We start from the raw sequence: 21444 nt of genomic DNA, 5'->3' as shown, positions 1-21444 counted from the left end.
ATCGGGGTGAATCGGGCGCGCGGGGCAGGAGGCCGGCGCGCCGCCTATATTAGGGGCGGCTTGAGGGCGAAATGAAGCTTTTTTCATGTGCTCTGCCATTTCATGCGGGATACGCCGCTTTTCCAGTTTGCGCAGGTGACAAAAAAGCCCGATTTTGCCTGGTTCCCCCTTGATCTGCGGCAATGCACCCCGATTTGGCGGTTTGGTGCCTGCGCAGTGCTAGAATGCAGGGCTATTTTCAATCAACCTTTGGAGCCTTACGTGTTTATTTCCGACGCATACGCGCAAACGGCCGCAGCAGCCCCTGGTGGCGCGATGGGCAACCTGGCCAGCTTCCTGCCGATCATCCTGATGTTCGTGGTCCTGTATTTCCTGATGATCCGCCCGCAGATGAAGCGTCAGAAAGAACAGAAAGCCATGATGGACGCACTGGGCAAGGGCGACGAAGTCGTCACCTCCGGTGGTCTGCTGGGCCGCATCACCAAGGTGGCCGATGGTTACATCACCATCGAAGTCTCCGAAGGCACCGAAGTCATCGTGCAAAAGGGCGCTGTCACCACCTTGCTGCCCAAGGGCACCATCAAGGGCCTGTAATCGGCCTCACCGGTTGGCCGGCCTGAACCGGCGAACCCATGGGCGCATCGCTGATGCGCCCATGTCGTTAGAACGGTGTGCAGAAACTTCCGGTTCCTGGCACCCGTTCTGAACAGGGCGGCAGGTCCCTGCCTCCCTCTCCCGCAAGCAAGAAGCACAAGACCATGAATCGTTACTCTCTCTGGAAATACGCACTGATCGTCCTGGCCCTGCTGTTCGGCGTGATCTATACCGTCCCGAACTTCTTCGGCGAATCCCCCGCGGTGCAGATCAGCAGTGCCAAGTCGACCCTGAAGGTCGAGCCTGCCGTGGCCGGCCGTGTCGATCAGATCCTGAAACAAGGCAATCTCGGCGCAGAGAGCGTGGCGTTCGACAATGCCGGTTCGCAGCCCTCGGTGCGAGCCCGCTTTGCCACCACCGACATCCAGTTCAAGGCCAAGGCCCTGCTGGAGAAGGAACTCAATACCGACCCCAGCGACCCGACCTACATCGTCGCCTTCAACCTGCTGCCCAATACCCCGCAATGGCTGCAAAGCCTGCACGCCTTCCCGATGTACCTGGGCCTGGACTTGCGCGGCGGCGTGCACTTCCTGATGCAGGTCGACATCAAGGCGGTCCTGAACAAGCGCCTGCAAGGCATGCAAGCCAGCGTGCGCAGCCTGCTGCGTGACAAGAACATCCGCCACAGCGGCATCAACCGCTCGGGCGACAGCATCGAGATTTCCTTCCGCGATGCCGATACCCGCAACAATGCCCGCGCCGCCCTGGGCGAGCTGCAGGAAATGCTGCTCACCGACGCCGGCAGCGGCGATGACCTCAAACTCATCGCCACCCTGCGTCCGGAAGCCCTGAAGCAGACTCAGGAAGACGGCGTCAAGCAGAACATCAGCACCCTGTCCAAGCGTGTCAACGAACTGGGCGTGGCCGAGCCGCTGATCCAGCGCCAGGGCGCCGACCGCATCGTGGTCGAGCTGCCGGGCGTGCAGGACGTCTCGCGTGCCAAGGACATCATCGGCCGTACCGCGACCTTGGAAGTGCGCATGGTCGATGAAAGCGTGGTGCGCGGCACCGAAGAAACCTCGGCCATCCCCTTCGGCTCCGAACTGTTCAAGATCGGCAAGGGCGCACCCGTGGTGCTGAACAAGGAACCGGTGCTGACCGGCGACTACATCTCCAACGCCTCGGCCAGCTTCGATGAAAACCACCAGCCGGCGGTGAGCATCGACTTGAACGGCGACGGCGGCCGCAAGATGCGCGAAGCCACCCGTGACAAGGTCGGCAAGGCCATGGCCATCGTCCTGTTCGAAAAGGGCAAGGGCGAAGTGCTGACCGTGGCCACGATCCGTTCCGAACTGGGTTCACGCTTCCAGATCACCGGCATGGGTTCGCCCGAAGCGGCCAGCGACCTGGCCCTGCTGCTGCGCGCCGGTTCGCTGGCCGCACCGATGGACATCATCGAAGAGCGCACCATCGGCCCGCAACTGGGTGCCGACAACATCAAGAAGGGCTTTGATTCGGTGCTGTATGGCTTCCTGGCCATGGCCGTCTTCATGGTGATCTACTACCAGCTGTTCGGTTTCTTCAGCGCCCTGGCGCTGTCGGTGAACGTGCTGCTGCTGGTGGCGCTGCTGTCCACGCTGCAGGTCACGCTGACCCTGCCGGGTATTGCCGCCATCGCGCTGGCACTCGGTATGGCGATCGACTCCAACGTGCTGATCAACGAACGCATCCGTGAAGAACTGCGCGCCGGCAATTCGCCGCAGGCAGCGATTGCCGCCGGTTTCGACCGTGCGTGGGCGACCATCCTGGACTCCAACGTTACCACCCTGATCGCCGGCCTGGCGCTGCTGATCTTCGGCTCCGGCGCGATTCGCGGCTTCGCCGTGGTGCACTGCCTGGGCATCCTGACCTCGATGTTCTCGGCCGTGTTCTTCTCGCGCGGTGTGGTCAACCTCTGGTATGGCCGCAAGAAGCGTCTGTCGGGCCTGGCCATCGGCCAGATCTGGAAGCCCGAGGGCGATGTGCTCTCGACTTCCGGCAAGGCCGCCGCCAAGCGCGACGCCAAGTAATCACCAGCAGCACAGCCAGATTTGAGCCAGGCACCCCGCTGCAGGTGGTGCCGGCACCGAAAGGATAGTGATGGAATTTTTCCGCATCAAAAAAGACATTCCCTTCATGCGTCATGCCCTGATCTTCAATGCGATCTCGGCACTGACCTTCGTGGCCGCGGTGTTCTTCCTGTTCTCCAAGGGATTGCACTTCTCCATCGAATTCACCGGCGGCACGGTCATGGAAGTGGCCTACAACAAGCCGGCCGACCTGGAGAAGATCCGCAAGTCGATTGAAGGACTGGGTTACCGCGACACCCTGGTGCAAAGCTTCGGCACCGCCCAGGACGTGATGATCCGCCTGCCCGCCCAAGCCGGCGTGAACGCCAGCCAGCAGAGCGAAAAGGTCAATGCCGCCCTGAAGGCAGAGGATCCGGACGTGCGCCTGCAGCGCGTGGAATTCGTGGGCCCCCAGGTGGGCGATGAACTGGCCCATGATGGCCTGCTGGCCCTGGGCATGGTGGTGCTGGGCATCGTGATCTACCTGGCCTTCCGCTTCGAATGGAAGTTCGCGGTGGCGGCGGTGATCGCCAACCTGCACGACATCATCATCATCCTGGGCTTCTTCGCCTTCTTCCAGTGGGAATTCTCGCTGACCGTGCTGGCCGCCATCCTGGCCGTGCTGGGCTACTCGGTCAACGAATCGGTGGTGGTGTTCGACCGGGTGCGCGAAGCCTTCCGTGATCGCCGCTTCGGCAAGCTTTCCGCGCCCGAAGTCCTGAACCACGCGATCACCAGCACCATGTCGCGTACCGTCATCACCCACGGCAGCACTGAAATGATGGTGCTGGCGATGTTCTTCTTCGGTGGCCCGACGCTGCATTATTTCGCGCTGGCGCTGACCATCGGCATCCTGTTCGGTATCTATTCCTCGGTGTTCGTCGCCGCAGCGCTGGCCATGTGGCTGGGCGTGAAGCGCGAAGACCTGATCAAGCCGGTCAAGGTCAAGGACGAAAACGGCGGCGCAGTGGTCTGATTTCCAGATTCACCTGCGTTGCACAGGGAGGGCCGCCGCGATCACGCAGCGGCCCTTTTTCATGAAAGGCCCGCAAAGGCGGGATAATGCTGATCTTCACGACAGCGCATCACTGCATTCCCCTTTTTTCATCATGACCGCATCCATCGATCTGAACGATATCGACTATGAGCGCCGCTTCGGCGGCGTTGCCCGCCTGTACGGCGCGGCAGCCCTGCAACGCTTCGGCCAGGCGCGCGTGTGCGTGGTCGGCGTCGGCGGCGTGGGCTCCTGGATCGTCGAGGCGCTGGCCCGCAGCGCCATCGGCCACCTGACCCTGATCGACCTGGACAACCTGGCTGAATCGAATGTCAATCGCCAGATCCATGCGCTCACCGGCACCCTGGGACAGGCCAAGGTGACGGCCCTGCATGAGCGCATCCGGCAGATCAATCCGACCTGCGTGGTCACCGAGGTGGAGGATTTCGTCGATCCGGAGAATGTCGAGCAGATGCTGGGCGGTGGCCGTTTCGATTACGTCATCGACGCCATCGACAATGTCCCGGCCAAGGTGGCGATGATCGCCTGGTGCCGCAAGAACGGCATGCCCATGGTCACCATCGGCAGCGCCGGCGGGCAGATCGATCCGACCCAGATCGAGATCCGCGACCTCTGCCGCACCGAGCAGGAACCGCTGCTGGCCAAGGTGCGCAAGCGCTTGCGCTCACAGCATGGTTTCCCGCGCGGGACCAAGAACAAGTTTCATATCGACGCAGTGTTCTCGACGGAACCGCTGCGTTTCCCGGATCTGGCCGAGGGCGAAGCCTGCGAGATTGCGCCGGCAGAGGATCTGGATGTGGGTGAGGATGCCGCCGACAGCACGCAAGCCGGCGTGACAGGGCTGAATTGCGCCGGTTTCGGCTCGGCCATGGTGGTCACGGCCACCTTCGGCCTGGTGGCCGCAGCGCATGTCTTGAAGAAGCTGGCCGAGAAGGCCAGCTGAGGCAAGGAGGAGGGGGCTTCAGTGCCCGCCGCCCTCATCGACCCGGTGCGCGGACACGCACAGCAGCACGCTGACGGTGACCAGCACCATGGCCGCGATCTCCAGCAGGGTCGGCCAACGCTGTTCCCACAGGAAGCCGTAGAGCAGGGCAAAGAGGGTCTCGAACAGGATCATCTGCCCGATCATGGTCAGTGGCAGCAGGCGGCTGGCCTTGTTCCAGCAGGCATTGCCGAACAGCGACGCAAAGATCGCCACTCCCGCCGACACCGCCACGAAATGCATCCACTCGCTGCCCGGATGCGGCTGCAGCATCACCGTGAAGGCCGGCACTGCGATGAACAGCGACAGCAGCCCCGTGACCACGCCGATCAGCAGATTCCAGTCGTGCGCAGAAACTTCATGCAGGCGCGCCAGCCAGCGGCTGTTGCCGACCGCATAGGTGGTCCAGGAGGCCAATGCGGCCAGGGCGCAGAAGAAGCCGATGACACTTTGCTTCATATCGCCTCCAGCCGACCCGGATAGCGACTGCCAGGCCACGCAGGCGATGCCGGCCAGGCCCAAGGCCAGCGACGGGGCCAGCTTGCGCAGCGAGACCGCGCCATGGCCGCGGCTGCCGATGATGCTCACCGCCACCGGCAGGAAGCCGATCACCAGCGAGGTCATGGCCATGCCCCCCAGTTGCACGGCACTGGCCAGGAACACGTAATACACCACGTTGCCCAGCAAGCTCAGCCACACCAGCGCGCGCCATTCGTCACGGCCCAGATGCGGCAGCAGTTTCTTGATGCGCGGCGCGATCAGCAGCGCTGCGAACAGTCCGTAGGCCAGATAGCGCCCGGCCGTCAGTTGCCAGGGCGAGAAGGCGCGCGTCAGTTCAGGGGCCAGGAATACCAGGCCCCAGGCGGCACCGGCCAGTGCGCCATAGAAAATGCCTTGCAGGATCGTGTTGGAACTCATCGGGAATCAAAGCCAGCCATGTTGCAAAGGGGGGCAGTATGCCCCAGCCGACGCGGGAAGGATTGTTGCAGGCTACGGTTTTCTTGTGGCGGGCGAGGGCAGAAACGAAAACGCCGGCACGAGGCCGGCGTTGGTCTGCTGTGCGGTCAAGCCGTTCAGATCGCGGTGCCGAACAAGCCCGCACCGATAAAGGCCAGCGCCACCACGCCGATGCCCATCGACAGGTAGGCCAGCACGGCCACGCCGGTGATGATGGTGGCCGAGGCCAGCACGATGGCGACTTGCAGCATGCCGGCGGCCATTTCCATCTTTTCGTATTTCTCCATGTAGGCATGCGCTTCATGCTCGGCTTCGCGCGCCTTGTGGGACAGTTCCTTCTTGCCTTCGCCGCTCTTCTCGTCGCTGTCGTAATGGGCGATGGCGTCGTCGAGCTTGGCCACGGCCGCGCTGATGCGTTCATCCTTGGGATTGCCCAGCAAGGTCAGTTGCTGCTTGGCCAGCTGCGCCGCATTGCCGCGCACCGACTTGGCCTGGAAGAAGGACCACAGGTTGGCCGCCTCCTGATGCTTCAGGATGACCTCGGTCTGGTAGGACTTGGACAGGGTTTCGGTAATGGCCAGCACCAGCGCCAGGATGGCGATGAGCAAGGCCAGCTTCTTGTTGCCGGAGGCATGGGCGTGCTCGGCGTGTTCCAGGTTTTCGGTGGCTTCCGTCATGATGGTTCTTGTAATGTGGGAAAAGGAGGGCAGCCCGGCACGCGGGCAGCGTCCCATCAACGATTCACCTCCATATCGGTTGACCTGAAGAATCTCGAAACTCGTATTCTCCCGTAGGCCAGGATGGCGGCTTCCCTCAGCCAAGATTGCCCCAGCAGGCAATGTACGCTTCCGATATTCGCATTTCCTCACGGTCGGGTCGATCGCGTTCTCCGCTGCTGTTGCGCACGGTCTGCACAAACAATGTGCCGCAAGTCCAGCAGGAATATTTGCCTTTGGCTACACTGTTCACCCACAAATTCTGAACCTGTGGGATTGGATTTATTGACTGGCATTATACAAAAAGACAATCACGGAATTGTTTTCAATCAATTACATTAATGGTTCTTCGCAAGCACGACCGGAACAAGGCGAAGCTGGCCCCGCAGTACGGCGTCATGGTGCCGTAGCAGAACGCAGTCAGCCTGTCGCTGCAGTACAAGCCGCTATGTCCAGCCAGGCTGGAGGTAGCCACGAAGATGCCCGTTTCCCGGTCCGGGCGTCATGACCCATCGGGTCGATCAACAGGAGAGAACGCAATGTCGAATGAAGCCAAGTGCCCCTTCAACCACACCGCCGGTAGCGGCACCAGCAACCGCGACTGGTGGCCCAAGCAGCTGCGTGTGGATCTGCTGGCCCAGCATTCTTCCAAGTCCAACCCCATGGGTGAGGATTTCAACTACGCCGAAGCCTTCAAGAGCCTGGACCTGGCCGCCGTCAAGGCCGATCTGGCCAAGGTGATGACCGATTCGCAGGACTGGTGGCCGGCCGACTTCGGCCACTATGGTCCGCTGTTCATCCGCATGGCCTGGCACAGTGCCGGTACCTATCGCATCGGCGATGGCCGCGGCGGTGCCGGCCGTGGCCAGCAGCGCTTCGCGCCCTTGAACAGCTGGCCCGACAACGTCAACCTGGACAAGGCACGCCGCCTGATCTGGCCGGTCAAGCAGAAGTACGGCAACAAGATCTCCTGGGCTGACCTGCTGATCCTGACCGGCAACGTCGCGCTGGAAACCATGGGTTTCAAGACCTTCGGTTTCGCCGGTGGCCGCCAGGACGTGTGGGAACCGGACCTGGACGTCTACTGGGGTACCGAATCGACCTGGCTGGGCGGCGATGACCGCTACGGCAAGGGCAAGGCCGGTGCCAGCCACGGCGAGATCACGGCCGATGCCGACCGTCACGGCAATGAGCAGAGCCGCACCGGCCCCACCGGCCGCAACCTGGAAAACCCGCTGGCCGCAGTCCAGATGGGCCTGATCTACGTGAACCCGGAAGGTCCGGAAGGCAACCCTGATCCGGTGGCCGCCGCCCATGACATCCGCGAAACCTTCGCCCGCATGGCGATGGACGATGAAGAGACCGTGGCCCTGATCGCCGGTGGCCACACCTTCGGCAAGACCCACGGTGCAGGCGACGCCAAGCACGTGGGCCGTGAACCGGAAGGCGAGGGCCTGGAACACCAGGGCATGGGCTGGAAGAGCAGCTTCGGCAGCGGCGTCGGTGGCGACACCATCAGCTCCGGCCTGGAAGTGACCTGGACCCAGACTCCGGCCCAGTGGAGCAATTACTTCTTCGAGAACCTGTTCAACTATGAGTGGGAACTGACCAAGAGCCCGGCCGGTGCCCATCAATGGGTGGCCAAGGGCGCCGATGCGGTGATCCCGCACGCCCACGGCGGCGCACCCCTGCGTCCCACCATGCTGACCACGGACTTGTCGCTGCGCTTCGATCCGGCTTACGAAAAGATCTCGCGCCGCTTCCTGGAACACCCGGAGCAGTTTGCTGACGCCTTCGCCCGCGCCTGGTTCAAGCTGACCCACCGCGACCTCGGTCCGCGTGCGCGCTACCTCGGCCCGGAAGTGCCGGCTGAAGAACTGATCTGGCAAGATCCGCTGCCCAAGGCAGAAGGTGCGCCGATTGATGCAGCCGATGTCGCGGCCCTGAAGAGCAAGATCCTGGCCTCGGGCCTGTCGGTGAGCGAGCTGGTCTCGACCGCCTGGGCTTCGGCCTCCACCTTCCGGGGTGGCGACATGCGCGGTGGTGCCAACGGTGCGCGTATCCGCCTGGCGCCGCAGAAGGATTGGGCTGCCAATCAGCCGGCCCAGCTGGCCAAGGTCTTGAAGGCACTGGAAGGCATACAGTCCGAGTTCAACCAAGGTGCCAAGAAGGTGTCGCTGGCGGACCTGATCGTGCTGGCCGGTAGCGCAGCCGTCGAAAAGGCGGCCAAGGATGCAGGCGTGGCCGTGACCGTCCCCTTCAGCGCAGGCCGTGTGGACGCGTCGCAGGAGCAGACCGATGTGGCCTCCTTCGAGCCGCTGGAACCCGTCGTTGATGGTTTCCGCAACTTCCAGAAGCAGCGTTATGCAGTGCGTGCCGAAGACATGCTCATCGACAAGGCCCAGCAACTGACCCTGACCGCGCCGGAAATGACGGTCCTCATCGGTGGCCTGCGCGTGCTGGGCAACACGGTGGGTGGCAGCACCAAGGGTGTGTTCACCGCCAAGGTGGGCGTGCTGTCCAATGACTTCTTCGTCAATCTGCTGGACATGGGCACCGAGTGGAAGTCCACCTCGCCCGCCCAGGAAGAGTTCGAAGGCCGTGATCGCAAGAGCGGTGCCGTCAAGTGGACCGGAACCCGTGTCGACCTGGTGTTCGGCTCCAACGCCGTGCTGCGCGCCCTGGCTGAAGTCTATGCCAGCTCGGACGCCAAGGAAAAGTTCGTCAAGGACTTCGTGGCGGCCTGGGTCAAGGTGATGGATCTGGATCGCTATGACCTGAAGAAGTAAGCAGCAAAGCAGTCAAGCAGTGAGGCAGTGAAGCGATGAACGACGGCGGGCCGCAAGGCTCGCCGTTTTTCTTTGCGCGTGCGCATGTCATGGAGATGTCACGGAGTGCGCCGATGCAGGGGCTATAGTGGCGTTCGGTCTTTTTCTTCACCTGCGAGGCGCATGATGGCCCTGAGCCTGGATGACATTGCCCTGCTGTTCACACGGCACGGCCACACGCAATACACCGGCGAGCCGGTCACGCAACTGGAACACGCGCTGCAATCGGCGCTGCTGGCCGAGCAGGAGGGCGCAGCGCCCAGCCTGATCGTGGCCAGCCTGCTGCACGATCTCGGCCACCTGCTGGAAGACCTGGGCCAGACGCCCACCCTGGCCGGCATCGATGACCTGCACCAGTATCGCGTGCTGCCTTTCCTGCGCGGCGTCTTCCATGAATCCGTGCTGGCGCCGATTGCCCTGCATGTGGATGCCAAGCGCTACCTGTGCGCCACTGATCCGGACTACTTCGCGCAGCTCTCGGCCGATTCGGTGCGCAGCCTGCAATTGCAGGGCGGAATCTTCGATGTGGAACAGGCCGCGGCTTTCATCGATCGGCCCTATGCCGAGGATGCCGTCAGGTTGCGGCGCTGGGATGATCGTGCCAAGACGGCGGGTCTGCCGACGCCCGATTATGCGCACTATGCCGGCTACTTCAATGAATGCCTGCTGCGGCCGGGCAAGGCCAGCCGTCCTCAGGGCAAATAACTTTTCCGATACGCTGATGGGGTCGTGCCGCGCAGCTTGCGCAGCGCATGCGTGAGCGCACTCTGGTCGCCATAGCCGCAGCGCTGGGCAATCTGCGCCAGCGGCAGGCTGCTGGTGCGCAGCAGCTGGCAGGCCCGGGCTACGCGCACTTCGGCCAGCCAGGCGCGCGGCGACGTGTCCAGTTCAGCGCGAAACCATTCATGCAAACGGCTGGGAGAGATCGCCGCCAGTTCCGCCATCTGCGCCACCGTCCAGGGATGCTCGGCGCGCGCCTCCACCCGTGCCAGCATCAAACGCAGCCGCGACAGTGCCTGCGGCTGTTGCGTGAGCGCGTCCAGCAGCAGGGGAACCCAATGCTGCAGGGTGTTGCCGGCGGGGCGGGTGTCGCTGAGTGCCACCGCCATGAATTCCACCAGTTTCCCTGCGGCGCGGGACAAGGGCAGGAACGGGCGCTGTGCCAGCGCCTCCAGTTGCAGGCTGCCGACCGCATCGGGTGCCAGGTCGACCACCAGCGAACGATTCTCGCCGCCTGCGCGCGTGGCATGCCGCGCACCGGGTTCGACGAAGGCCGCCGTGGCGGTATCGGCCAGGCCTTCGCGGCCGGCGATGTCCATCGCCAGATGGCCTGCCAGCGGCAGCACCAGTTGCGGAAAATCATGCCGGTGCGCCAATGACTCCTCGCGATAGCTGCGCAGGTGCAGCTGCGCCACGGGTGGGGCAGTGTCGGGATGCGGTCGCGAGGATGGGATCATGGCGGGCAGGGATGCAAAGCAATCCCGCCATGATAGCGGACTTCGCTGCTACAGCCGGATCTGCTCGAAGGCCGTGATGCGCTGGCGCGCTTCGCCGACCTGCGGCTGCTTGCCATCGGCGATGGTATCGGCGGCGCGTACCCTGGAACCGAAGTCCAGCCCGGTCATCCTTTCCAGTTCGGGAATGGCCACGCGCCAGTGGTTGACGTCCACCGAGGGCAGGTCGCGCGGCGTTCCCAGGCTGTGCCGGCTCTCCGACAGCAGGGCCGACTGGTCGGCCAGCAGGCCTACCGCTTTCAAGCCTTGCTTGCCCTTCCACACCACGATCTTGAAGAAGGCCGAAGGGATCTGGACCTCATCGGCCCACAGGTCCACCTGGTCGTTGAACACCGGGCCTTGGAAGACGCACAGGCGGCCCTTGCTGCTGGCAGCCAGCACGCCGTTCTCCAGCACATAGCGCTCCAGGCCCTGCCAGTAGGTCGCGCTCTGGTTGAAGCGGAAATGCTGGGGCGAGCAATTGGTGAAATGGAAGGTATCGGCATTGGCGCGCTCGGCTTCTTCCGGCGTACCCCAGCTGGGATCGGAGCGGCGCGTCAGGTGGCCGCGATCGAAATAGGTCGACCACGCCGAATAGAAATCCTGCTCCAGCACGCTCCCCGTCGCCACGCGCGGATCGCGGAACCAGGCATCGCCTTCGGCCGCATTGACCTGGCCGCTGCCGCGATCGACTGCGAGGTAATGCGTACCGTCGATGTTGGTGGCAGTGACGGCGGCCATGCGGCGGCGCTTCAACAGCTTGATGCTGAAGTGTTCATATTTCAGTTCGCCGTCATCGCCAGCGGCACCGGCCACGGTAGGCAGCAGCGGGACGATGTCGCCCGCCAGCTTCGCATCCGGCTGCGGCAGCGGCAGTTCGGCACCGGGGATGAAAGCGGCATCGTAGCCGCTGCGATTGCCGTAATCCGGATCGATGTGCAAGGCTTCTGCGCCTGCAGAGGGGCGGGGCGGAGAGAGCCGGCGTGGTGGCAGCAAGGTCGCGTTGTTGGCAGAGAGGCTTGCGTTGGCGGCAGCGGGTGTCGTCGCCTGGGCGACGGTCGCTGCACCTCCCGCAACCCGCACCGTCACTTCCAGCGGAATCGTCAGGGTTGCGGTCTGCAGAGCGATGTCTTTGCCACTGTTGTTCATGCTGATCTCCTGTGTCATGTCGGATGCGGTGTTGTCGGCGACGGTGAGGGCAGCGGGCGCGCTGGCCACCTGATAGCTCAAGGCTTCCTGCAGCAACGCCCGGGCCTCAGGTGGCAAGGTGGGCAGGCGTGCCAGCAGGTCACGGTAGAGGGCGCTGATGCGGATGCCTTCGTTGACCTTGCGCAGCCGTTGATCTCCCGCACCAGCATCGCGATAAGGCTCCCCCCAGTGATGCAGGGCCACCAGCTGCCAGTCGTCATTGAAGACCGGCGAGCCGGACGAGCCTTGCTGGGTATCGGTCTCGTAGAGCAGGGTGTGTTCGGTGCGCGCGGTGACGGTGTTGTTGCGGATGCTGATCATCTTCATCCAGCCGGACGGATGCTGGATGATGTTGGCCGCCATGCCGATGACGTGCTTGTCGGGCTGGTCCGAGAGCGGGCAGAAGCCCAGCTCCTCCACAGTGGCCGTCCCTGACTGGCGTTCGCCCAGTGCGATGAGGGCATAGTCCAGCTGATCCGCTGGCGAGAACAGCGCCAGCCGCTCCGGTGCCAGCAGGTAGCTGGTGGTGGCACGCGGCACTCCGCGTGCGTCGAGTTCGCGCAGGAAGGTGAGTCGTGTGCCGCGTGCGGCGGCGGCATCCGCGATGACGTGCTGGTTGGTCAGGAACAGGCGCGGGCTGATCAAGAAGCCGGTGGCCAGTTCGCTGCTCTGATCGCTGTTGACCTCGACGTAGGCCACCGCTCGCGCCACCGCTGCGCCTTGCGCCAGGAAGCTGGCGCGCAGGAAATCCTCGCTGTCGCCGATGATCGATTCCGGACCGGCCGGATGGCCCAGGTTGCGCTGGCGCAGGGCATAGGCGCGCGCCCGTTCACTGTCGGGCTCGGCCTCGCGCCATTGCCCGCAGGCCACCAGCGAGCGCACACGCTGGCGTTCGCTGGCAGTGTCGGCCACGCAGGCGCGGAAATCCTTGAGGGCTTGGGCATCCATGGCATCTCCAGATTCTCGGGGGAGGGTCCGGGGACGTTATTACCTTCATATGACATCGGCATGACCTGAAACATCTTGCAAAACATCAGTGTTTCCGGTGGCCAAGACAAAGCCGCCGGGCTTGCGCCACGGCGGCTTTGGGAGAAGCCTGGATGCGGGTGAAGCTTACTGCATATGCCAGCCGTGGCTGACCACGACGGACTGGCCGGTCAGCGCATTGGTCGGGAAGGCCGCCAGGAACACGGCGGTCTGGGCCACGTCCTGGGTGGTGGTGAATTCACCGTCCACGGTGTCCTTGAGCATGATCTTCTTGATGACGTCTTCTTCGCTGATGCCGAATTCCTTGGCCTGCTCGGGGATCTGCTTTTCCACCAGCGGCGTGCGCACGAAGCCGGGACAGATGACATTGGTGCGGATCTTGTCCTTGGCCCCTTCCTTGGCCACGGTCTTGGCCAGGCCCAGCAGGCCGTGCTTGGCGGTCACGTAAGGCGACTTGAGCGCCGAGGCCTGATGCGAGTGCACCGAACCCATGTAGATGATGGAGCCGCCACGGCCCTGCTTGATCATGGCTTTCATCGCCGCGCGGGTGGTCAGGAAGGCGCCGTCCAGGTGGATCGCCAGCATCTTGCGCCAGTTTTCCAGCGACAGTTCGGTGACCGGGCTGATGATCTGGATGCCGGCATTGCTGATCATGATGTCCAGCCCGCCGTAGGTGTTCACGGCATCGGCCACGCCCTTGTCGACCTGGGTTTCATCGGTGACGTTCATGGCCACCGCCATCGCGGTGCCCCCGTTCTTGACGATCTCTTCAGCCGTGGCCTTGGCGGCTTCCAGGGCCAGGTCGGCGATGACGACCTTGGCGCCTTGTTTGGCGTATTCGATCGCGATTTCCTTGCCGATGCCGCTGGCCGAACCGGTAATGAGTGCGACTTTATCCTTGAGTAGCATGATCTTCCTTTATGTTTCGAGTTGACGGACATTGCAAAGCCAGACCGTCCTCGGCACCGGCGCTGTCGCACGCGGTCCCCGACGACGGTCATCAATCCCTGGTTTCGATGAACTGCGCATCGAAAGATTCCACGGGTGCCGATCTCGCCCTTGCACCCGTTTTCCTTGCCCTCGCGCATGCGTCTGCTCCCCGCAGGGAGGTCTCCGGACGCCGCTTTGTCACGCCATTGTAACGCTGGGCCGCTGGTTGTTGCTGCACTGCCAAAACGCCCGCAAAGGTCATGTGCGTGAAACATTCGCTGGTTAGTCTGTGCAGCGTTATCCCGGGGACATCGGCTGTTTCTCGAAATTAATCGATCAATTCTTCGATTTCATTTGAGGCAGCCGCAATTCTGAAGGGGACGCGGGAAGCAGTTCAGGTGAGGTCGCTTATGTTGTCTGGTTGACCTGGCTGACATCTTCCACGGTCTCTTTCAAACATCACCACAAAGGACAATGCATGAGACTGCTTACCATTCCTGCCGATGCCAATCCGAGTTTTGCCAAGCTGAACCTGAGCCTGGCCAGCACCCCGGAAGAAGTGCGCGAAGTTCAGCGCCTGCGCTACAAGGTCTTCATCGAAGCGATGAACCTGTCGGCCCTGGCCAACCCCGAAGGCCTGGACAAGGATGAGTTCGACGACTACTGCGATCACCTGATCGTGCGCGACAGCAAGACCCTCTCCGTGGTCGGCACCTATCGCGTGCTGAGCCCGCACGGTGCGCGCCGCATGGGCAAGTTCTACTCGGAACAGGAATTCGATCTCTCGCGCCTGGACAACATCCGCGGCGTCATCGCCGAGGCTGGCCGCGCCTGCATCCACCCGGACTACCGCAGCGGCGGCGTCATCATGATGCTGTGGGCCGGCCTGGCCGCCTACATGCGCAAGGAACGCTGCGAATACCTGATGGGCTGCGCCAGCGTGAGCCTGGCCGATGGCGGCCACAACGCCGCCGCGCTGTACCACGCCTTCCGCGAAAAGAACCTGGCGCCGCCGGACTATCGCGTCACGCCGCTCCTGCCCTTCCCGCTGGAAGACCGCCAGGCCGGCGTCGATCCGCAGATCCCGCCGCTGCTGCGCGGCTACCTGCGCAGCGGTGCGTGGGTGTGCGGCGAACCGGCCTGGGATCCTGATTTCCACTCGGCCGATTTCTTCCTGCTGCTGCCGCTCTCCAAGCTCGACAGCCGCTATGCCCGCCACTACCTCAAGGATTCGAGGACCGCATGAAGCCACGCGAACAGTTCATGGAAAAAGCCCAGGGGCTGTTCGCCGACCTGGGGCCCGACAACGATGCCGGTGACGAGGAAGCCAGGCGCGATCCGCTGCGCTTCCGCACCATCTGGATTTCCGATATCCACCTGGGCACCACCGGCTGCCAGGCTGAACGCCTGCTGGAGTTCCTGCGCGCCACCGAATCCGAAACGCTCTACCTGGTCGGCGACATCATCGACGGCTGGCAACTCAAGCGTCGCTGGTACTGGGACCAGTCCCACAACAACGTGGTGCAGACCGTGCTCAAGAAAGCCAAGAAGGGCACCAACGTCATCTTCGTTCCCGGCAATCACGATGAAGTGATCCGCCAGTTCATCGACCTCGATTTCGGCGGCATCAAGATCCGCGACGAGCTGGTGCACGTGACCGCCGAGGGCAAGCGCATGCTGGTACTGCACGGCGACCGCTTCGATGGCGTGATCGCCTGCGCCAAGTGGCTGGCCTACGTGGGCGACAGCCTCTACACCATGATCCTCAAGTTCAACCAGTGGTTCAACAGCTGGCGCGCGCGTGCCGGGCTGCCTTACTGGTCGCTTTCGCAGTACCTGAAATCCAAGGTCAAGAATGCGGTGAACTACATCACCTCCTTCGAAGACGCGCTCGCTGACGAGGCCAAGAAGAAGGGCCTGGATGGCGTCATCTGCGGCCACATCCACAAGCCCGAGATCCGCGACATCGGCGGTGTCGTCTACTGCAACGACGGCGACTGGGTCGAGAGCCTGTCGGCACTGGTGGAAGACCCCAGCGGTGAACTGCGCCTGGTGACCTGGCAGGAAATCATGCAACTCAAGCGCGCGGGCAAGGAAGCGCGCCAGGCCGCCCGCGAACTCGCCACCGCCTGAGGCAGCGGGTTCCTTGCGAATCATATCGTTTATATTGTTTATATAGTTTATGCGCATTGCCATCATCAGCGACGCCGGAGAGCCGCAAGTCAACGGCGTCGTCAACACCTTGCGCTCCACCGTGCGTTGCCTGCGCGGTCTCGGTCACGAAGTGCTGCTGCTGTCGCCGCGCGACTTCCGCACCTTCGCCTGTCCGACCTATCCTGAAATCCGCCTGGCCTACAAGCCCTATGCCCGCATCGTGGCGGCGCTCGAAGCCTTCCAGCCCGATTGCATCCACATCGCCACCGAAGGTCCGATGGGGCTGGCGGCGCGCCGTTATTGCGTGCGCCACAAGCTCAGTTTCACCACGGCGTATCACACCCGTTTCCCGGAATACCTGGCTGCGCGCAAGCTGCTGCCCAAGGCGATCACGTATCGCCTGCTGCGCTGGTTCCATGGCCGCTCCGAAGCCATCATGGTGCCCACTCCCGCGATGAAGACGGCGCTGGAAGAGGAGGGCTTCCGCAACGTCGTCCTGTGGGGGCGCGGCGTGGATACCAATCACTTCCGCCCGGCGGTGGAAGACCATGCCTGCATCGAACGTCCACTGTTCCTCTACGTGGGCCGCGTGGCGGTGGAAAAGAATATCGAAGCCTTCCTCAAGCTGGACCTGCCCGGCACCAAGTGGGTCGTGGGCGATGGCCCGCAACTGGAAGACCTGAGCGCGCGCTACCCGGAAGTGCGCTTCCTGGGGGCCAAGGGCCACGATGAGCTGCCGGCGTATTACAACTGCGCTGATGTGTTCGTCTTCCCCAGCAAGACCGATACCTTCGGCCTGGTGCTGCTGGAGGCAATGGCCTGCGGCATTCCGGTCGCGGCCTATCCGGTGGAAGGCCCGATCGACGTGGTCGACAACGGCGTGTCCGGCGTATTGCGCCAGGACCTCAAGCAAGCCTGCCTGCAGGCCATGAAGCTCGACCATGAGGCGGTGCGCGCCCACGCGGCCACCCGCTCCTGGGAATCGGCCACCCAGCAGTTCCTGCAGCACCTGCACCTGGCGCACCGCAGTGCGCCCGGCAAGGCTGCGGCCATCAAGCCGGTGCGAGAGATCCGCTGACCCGGCAACGGCAGCCTTGCGCAGCCGTTCAGTTCTTCATCTTTTGATAACTATGCAAGACGCACATGAGGGCATGCCGACAAAGCATTGGCATGCCCGCGTACCCCTCTTCTAAGATGCGCCACGCCCGCGTGCGCCGCTTGTAATACCGATTACAAAAAACCAAGAATCCACACCGGAGGCACGCCGCAGACCGGTCGCGTGGGCCTGAGAGCCGCTACAGGCGGGCCTTGCCGGGGCAAGGTAGCGGGCCGGGCATGAATCATGCTCCACCGTGAGCGCAACAATACGCAGTAAAAAGAGCAACTCGCAGGGTGCTGGTTCACCGTGCGCGCAATTGCATCACCGTCGACGTTCGCGTTATCAGGAAGAGACACGCCATGATTCAACATCTCAAGATCGGCAGCCGCCTGGCATTCGGCTTCTGCCTCATTCTGCTGCTGGCCACCGCCATCCTGCTGATCGGCCTGTGGCGCATGGCCGAGCTGGAAGCCAGCAGTGAATACGTGATCGACCAGAAGGTCGCCGCCATGACCAGCGCCATGAACATGCGCGAGGCCGGCAGCCAGCTGGCCCTGGCGCTGCGCAAGGTGGTCACGCCCACCGATGCCGCCGAGGGCAAGGCCGAGGACGCACACCTGGGCGAGATCCTGAAAGCCTATGCCGGCTTCGAGAAGCAGATCACAGGCTTGTCCGCCGATGGCCGTGGCAAGGATTTGCTGGCAGCCACCAGCGGCGAGAGCAAGAAGCTGTTCCCGCTGGTGGAGCAGATCCGCCAGCAGGTGGCCAGCAACAATTACTTCGATGCAGCCCAGCAGCTCAAAAGCGATTTTCTCCCTGCGCATGAGAAGTGGATGGCCAGCGTGGCGGCGCTGGCGGCGTTCCAGCAGGAGGACATGAAGCAGGCCCACGCTGACGCCAAGGACAGCTACCGCAAGGCGCAGATCGGCATGCTGGCCATGGGCGTGCTGACGCTGGGCCTGGGCTTCTTCTTCACCTTCATCATCACGCGCTCCATCGTCAATCCGCTCAAGCGCGCCGGCAGTATTGCGGAAACGATTTCCCGTGGCGATCTCACCCACGACTTCCACGACCAGGGGCGCGATGAAGCCGCACATCTGGTCAACGCCCTCGATGCCATGCAGGGCAATCTGGCGACCACGCTCAACGAGGTCAAGGAAAGCGCCGCCGTCATCGCCGTGGCCTCGCATGAAATCGCGCGCGGCAACGTCGATCTCTCCAACCGCACTGAATCGCAGGCCTCCAGCCTGGAAGAAACCGCCAGCTCGATGGAACAGCTGACCTCCACCGTGCAGCAGAACGCCGCCAACGCGCAGCAGGCCAACCAGCTGGTGCTGTCGGCCTCGGATTACGCCACCAAGGGCGGGCGTGTGGTCGGCGACGTGGTCGCCACCATGGGTTCGATCAAGGAGAGCTCGGGCAAGATCGTCGACATCATCGGTGTGATCGATGGCATTGCTTTCCAGACCAATATCCTCGCGCTCAACGCGGCAGTGGAAGCGGCCCGCGCGGGCGAGCAGGGACGCGGGTTTGCGGTGGTCGCCTCGGAAGTGCGCGCGCTGGCCCAGCGCAGCGCGGCGGCCGCCAAGGAAATCAAGGAGCTCATCAGCGATTCGGTGGACAAGGTCGATGCCGGCGGCAAGCTGGTCGATGAGGCCGGGGCCACCATGAGCCAGATCGTGGCGTCGGTGAAGCACGTGGCTGACATCATGGGCGAGATCACGGCCGCCAGCCAGGAGCAGAGCGCCGGTATCGCCGAGGTCAACAATGCCATCGCGCAGATCGACGAGATCACCCAGCAGAATGCGGCACTGGTCGAGCAGGCCGCCGCCGCTGCCGAAAGCCTGCAGGAGCAATCCGATGTGCTGGCCCGTGCCGTGGCCGTGTTCAAGCTGAAGACGGCGGCGCAGGCGCGGCCTCATTCACAGCCTCAACATCCCGCGCACAAGCAGTCCGCCGCGCCGGTGATGAACAGCCCGGCAGCGGTGCGCACGATCAATCCGCCGCCCGCGGTGGCTGCCGCCAGGAAGCCAGCCGTGGCCAGCTTGCCGCCTGCCTCCGGTGCGTCCAAAGGCAAGCCGGCGACGGCCGCGCGTGATGATGATTTCGAGGAATTCTGATCGGATGCGCTGTTGCAAGAACTTGTAATTCTGGTTAAGCATTAGTCAATAAAAAATCAAGTTCGCGTGCAAGCGCCGCCACCGTCAAGGTGGCGGCGTTTTTATTTTTCAGGGGCGGGCAAGCACGCTGCGTGAGAATTCAAGATAATTGCGAAGTTGCCGTAAAGCTATATCAAATGTTGCAGGCGGATTGCCCCGGCAAGGGGAGGGCGGTCACCTGCGCACCCGGGGGAGAGCGCGGCGTCGCAGCAGCGGCCACACAGGCCGGACGACGACCACGCCGATTGCGCAGAGTGTGCAGCACGCGGCCCCGGGGATTGCAGTGCGGCCCTTTCCCTTCATCCACCGGAATCAGTCCATGTCCATCAAGAACCTCTCGATCAAGGCGCAACTCGCCATTGCCGTCCTTGTCCTGTCCCTCCTGCTGCTTGCGCTCGGCCTGTCGGGCCTGCTGGGCATGTCGGCCGCCGTGAGCATCAACCGCCAGCTTTCCGAAGAACGCATTCCCAAGACGGTGGCCGCCGACAACACCCTGATCTGGATCGGCCGCCAGCGGACCTCGCTGGACCAGGCCGCCATGAGCCTGGATGCGGCCTGGACCGAGCGCATGTTCGTCATGGAAGCCAATGCCCGCAAGGAAGCCCTGCAATGGTGGGACAAATATACGGCTCTGCCGCAGACGGACGAGGGCAGGGCGCTGGTGAAGAAGGTCTCCGAAGGCATTGCCAATACCCAGTTCGCGCTGGACAAGTTCACGGCCGCCATCAAGTCCCAGGATCGCCAGGCCATCGCCGATCAGGCACGCAAGGTGGGCCAGGCCTACAGCGCCATGCAGCTCGATGGCCAGGCACTCAACAAGTACGAGACCGAGCAGGCCGCAGAAAGCCTGGCTGCCACCAACGCGCGCTACCAAGCCTCGCGCATGTTCTCGATTGCCGCCGTCATCGGTGGCCTGCTGCTGGCCTTCTTCAGCTGGTGGTCGCTGCGCCGCGCGATCGGTGAGCCGATGCAGCGTGCGCTGCGCCACTTCGATGCCATCGCCAATGGCGACCTGACGCAGCCGGTCCACGTGCATTCGAAGAATGAAATGGGCCAGCTGCTGCAAGGTCTTTCCCGCATGCAGGAGAGCCTCTCGCGTACCGTGCGTGCCGTGCGCGGCGGCAGCGATGCGATTGCCACGGCCACGCGCGAGATCGCGTCCGGCAACCTGGACCTGTCCGCACGCACCGAGCAGCAGGCCGCCTCGCTGGAAGAAACCGCCTCCAGCATGGAAGAACTGACCGGTACCGTGAAGCACAACGCCGACAATGCCCGCCAGGCGACGACCCTGGCGGTCAACGCCTCTACCATCGCTGCCGACGGCAATGCCGTGGTGGGCCGCGTGGTGCAGACCATGGAAGAGATCCGCGAGAGTTCGGCGCGCATCACCGACATCGTCAGCATCATCGACGGCATCGCCTTCCAGACCAACATCCTGGCCTTGAACGCCGCCGTGGAAGCGGCCCGTGCCGGTGAGCAGGGCCGCGGCTTTGCGGTGGTGGCCACCGAAGTGCGGGCGCTGGCGCAGCGTTCTTCCAGTGCCGCCAAGGAAATCAAGGAACTGATCATGCACTCGGTGGAACGCGTGCAGGCCGGTTCCGAACTGGTCGGCCAGGCCGGCGAGACCATGAGCGACGTGATCCAGGCAGTGCAGCGCGTCACCGACATCATGAGCGAGATCTCGGCCGCCTCCAATGAACAGAGCGCCGGTATCGACCAGGTCTCGCGCGCGGTCACGCAGATGGATGAAGCGACCCAGCAGAATGCCGCCCTGGTGGAACAGGCCAGTGCTGCGGCCAAGTCGCTGGAGCAGCAGGCGCAGGCATTGATGCAGGAAGTGGCGATCTTCCGCGTAGGCCAGGGCGATGTGGTGAGCTTACGGCCGCAGGTCAACGTGCAGCAGCCTGCCCCCAAGGCTGCCGCCACGCCGGCCAAGCCTGTTGCAGCGACCAAGCCGGCCGTACCCAAGGCGGTCCCGGCACTGAAGCGCCCGGCCTTGCCGGCAGCCGCCGCCAGTGCCAAGCCCGCCTCGCGTCTGCCGGCGGGGGATGATGGCGACTGGGAGACCTTCTGATTTCCTGATCTTCTGATCTCCTCCGCTCCGGACGATCTGGCGTTTTTGCCAGAAACTTCACCCCGCTCCATGAAGAATCGCCGCTGCCCGCTTGCGCAGGGTGCGGCGATTTTTTCATTCACTTTTCACGCAAAAGGGGGCGATCCACCCCTCCCGTACG

Annotated in this window: 16 protein-coding genes; 11 read left to right on the top strand and 5 right to left on the bottom strand. The window is 63.4% G+C overall.

Translation table 11 applies throughout. The features are described 5' to 3' along the window. The first annotated feature begins 261 nt into the window (after positions 1 to 261). From yajC to tcdA, 4 genes are all read left to right on the top strand, one after another. Positions 262 to 594 carry a preprotein translocase subunit YajC gene (yajC, locus tag J2X56_RS14425; protein WP_088757356.1) on the top strand — a complete coding sequence of 111 codons (333 nt, stop codon included), beginning with the start codon at positions 262 to 264 and terminating at the stop codon, positions 592 to 594. 164 nt (positions 595 to 758) lie between these two features. After that, on the top strand, positions 759 to 2663 hold the full coding sequence (gene secD / locus J2X56_RS14420) for a protein translocase subunit SecD (RefSeq protein ID WP_310160654.1): 1905 nt from the start codon (positions 759 to 761) through the stop codon (positions 2661 to 2663). Between the two features lie 70 nt (positions 2664 to 2733). Continuing rightward, positions 2734 to 3678, top strand: a complete 945-nt coding sequence (secF, locus tag J2X56_RS14415) for a protein translocase subunit SecF (protein ID WP_039788956.1) — start codon at positions 2734 to 2736, stop codon at positions 3676 to 3678. Positions 3679 to 3811: 133 nt separating this feature from the next. After that, positions 3812 to 4660, top strand: a complete 849-nt coding sequence (gene tcdA / locus J2X56_RS14410) for a tRNA cyclic N6-threonylcarbamoyladenosine(37) synthase TcdA (RefSeq protein WP_121037907.1) — start codon at positions 3812 to 3814, stop codon at positions 4658 to 4660. Positions 4661 to 4678: 18 nt separating this feature from the next. Here the strand turns inward: tcdA and J2X56_RS14405 are convergent, their stop codons facing one another. Further along, complete coding sequence (locus tag J2X56_RS14405; protein ID WP_209531876.1) at positions 4679 to 5617, bottom strand: DMT family transporter; 939 nt, start codon at positions 5615 to 5617, stop codon at positions 4679 to 4681. A 155-nt stretch (positions 5618 to 5772) separates the two neighbouring features. Continuing rightward, entirely contained in the window at positions 5773 to 6333 is a 561-nt protein-coding gene (locus tag J2X56_RS14400; protein WP_034332644.1) for a DUF4337 domain-containing protein, read from the bottom strand. A gap of 578 nt (positions 6334 to 6911) precedes the next feature. On the opposite strand from J2X56_RS14400, the gene katG reads away from it, so the two are divergent. After that, entirely contained in the window at positions 6912 to 9161 is a 2250-nt protein-coding gene (gene katG, locus J2X56_RS14395; protein ID WP_310160653.1) for a catalase/peroxidase HPI, read from the top strand. A gap of 165 nt (positions 9162 to 9326) precedes the next feature. Further along, positions 9327 to 9905 carry a phosphonate degradation HD-domain oxygenase gene (locus J2X56_RS14390; RefSeq protein WP_034332666.1) on the top strand — a complete coding sequence of 193 codons (579 nt, stop codon included), beginning with the start codon at positions 9327 to 9329 and terminating at the stop codon, positions 9903 to 9905. On the opposite strand, the gene J2X56_RS14385 is transcribed toward J2X56_RS14390, so the two are convergent. The 3 genes from J2X56_RS14385 to J2X56_RS14375 all read right to left on the bottom strand — a co-directional run bounded on the left by J2X56_RS14385 (position 9893) and on the right by J2X56_RS14375 (position 13777). Further along, on the bottom strand, positions 9893 to 10615 hold the full coding sequence (locus J2X56_RS14385; RefSeq protein WP_310160652.1) for an AraC family transcriptional regulator: 723 nt from the start codon (positions 10613 to 10615) through the stop codon (positions 9893 to 9895). The genes J2X56_RS14390 and J2X56_RS14385 overlap by 13 nt on opposite strands. A 90-nt stretch (positions 10616 to 10705) precedes the next feature. Beyond that, positions 10706 to 12829 carry a DNA/RNA non-specific endonuclease gene (locus J2X56_RS14380; RefSeq protein WP_310160651.1) on the bottom strand — a complete coding sequence of 708 codons (2124 nt, stop codon included), beginning with the start codon at positions 12827 to 12829 and terminating at the stop codon, positions 10706 to 10708. Positions 12830 to 12994: 165 nt separating this feature from the next. After that, positions 12995 to 13777, bottom strand: coding sequence for a 3-hydroxybutyrate dehydrogenase (locus J2X56_RS14375; protein ID WP_034332649.1), 783 nt, complete (start codon positions 13775 to 13777; stop codon positions 12995 to 12997). A gap of 499 nt (positions 13778 to 14276) precedes the next feature. On the opposite strand from J2X56_RS14375, the gene J2X56_RS14370 reads away from it, so the two are divergent. The 5 genes from J2X56_RS14370 (at position 14277) to J2X56_RS14350 (ending at position 21284) form a co-directional block, all read left to right on the top strand. Further along, entirely contained in the window at positions 14277 to 15044 is a 768-nt protein-coding gene (locus J2X56_RS14370; RefSeq protein ID WP_039788946.1) for a GNAT family N-acetyltransferase, read from the top strand. After that, entirely contained in the window at positions 15041 to 15931 is an 891-nt protein-coding gene (locus J2X56_RS14365) for a UDP-2,3-diacylglucosamine diphosphatase (RefSeq protein WP_204725059.1), read from the top strand. Before J2X56_RS14370 ends, J2X56_RS14365 begins: the two co-directional genes overlap by 4 nt. Before the next feature lie 49 nt (positions 15932 to 15980). Further along, complete coding sequence (locus tag J2X56_RS14360; RefSeq protein ID WP_121037928.1) at positions 15981 to 17030, top strand: glycosyltransferase family 1 protein; 1050 nt, start codon at positions 15981 to 15983, stop codon at positions 17028 to 17030. A gap of 380 nt (positions 17031 to 17410) precedes the next feature. After that, a complete protein-coding gene (locus J2X56_RS14355) occupies positions 17411 to 19171 on the top strand; it encodes a methyl-accepting chemotaxis protein (RefSeq protein WP_310160650.1) in 1761 nt (586 codons plus the stop codon). A 358-nt stretch (positions 19172 to 19529) separates the two neighbouring features. Further along, the gene (locus J2X56_RS14350) at positions 19530 to 21284 is read left to right on the top strand and encodes a methyl-accepting chemotaxis protein (protein ID WP_310160649.1); all 1755 of its coding nucleotides are present in this window, start codon (positions 19530 to 19532) and stop codon (positions 21282 to 21284) included. The last annotated feature ends 160 nt before the right edge of the window (positions 21285 to 21444 follow it).

The organism is Herbaspirillum sp. 1173, assembly GCF_031455335.1.
Lineage (GTDB): Bacteria > Pseudomonadota > Gammaproteobacteria > Burkholderiales > Burkholderiaceae_D > Herbaspirillum > Herbaspirillum huttiense.
This window is presented reverse-complemented; position numbering and strand designations above follow the sequence as displayed.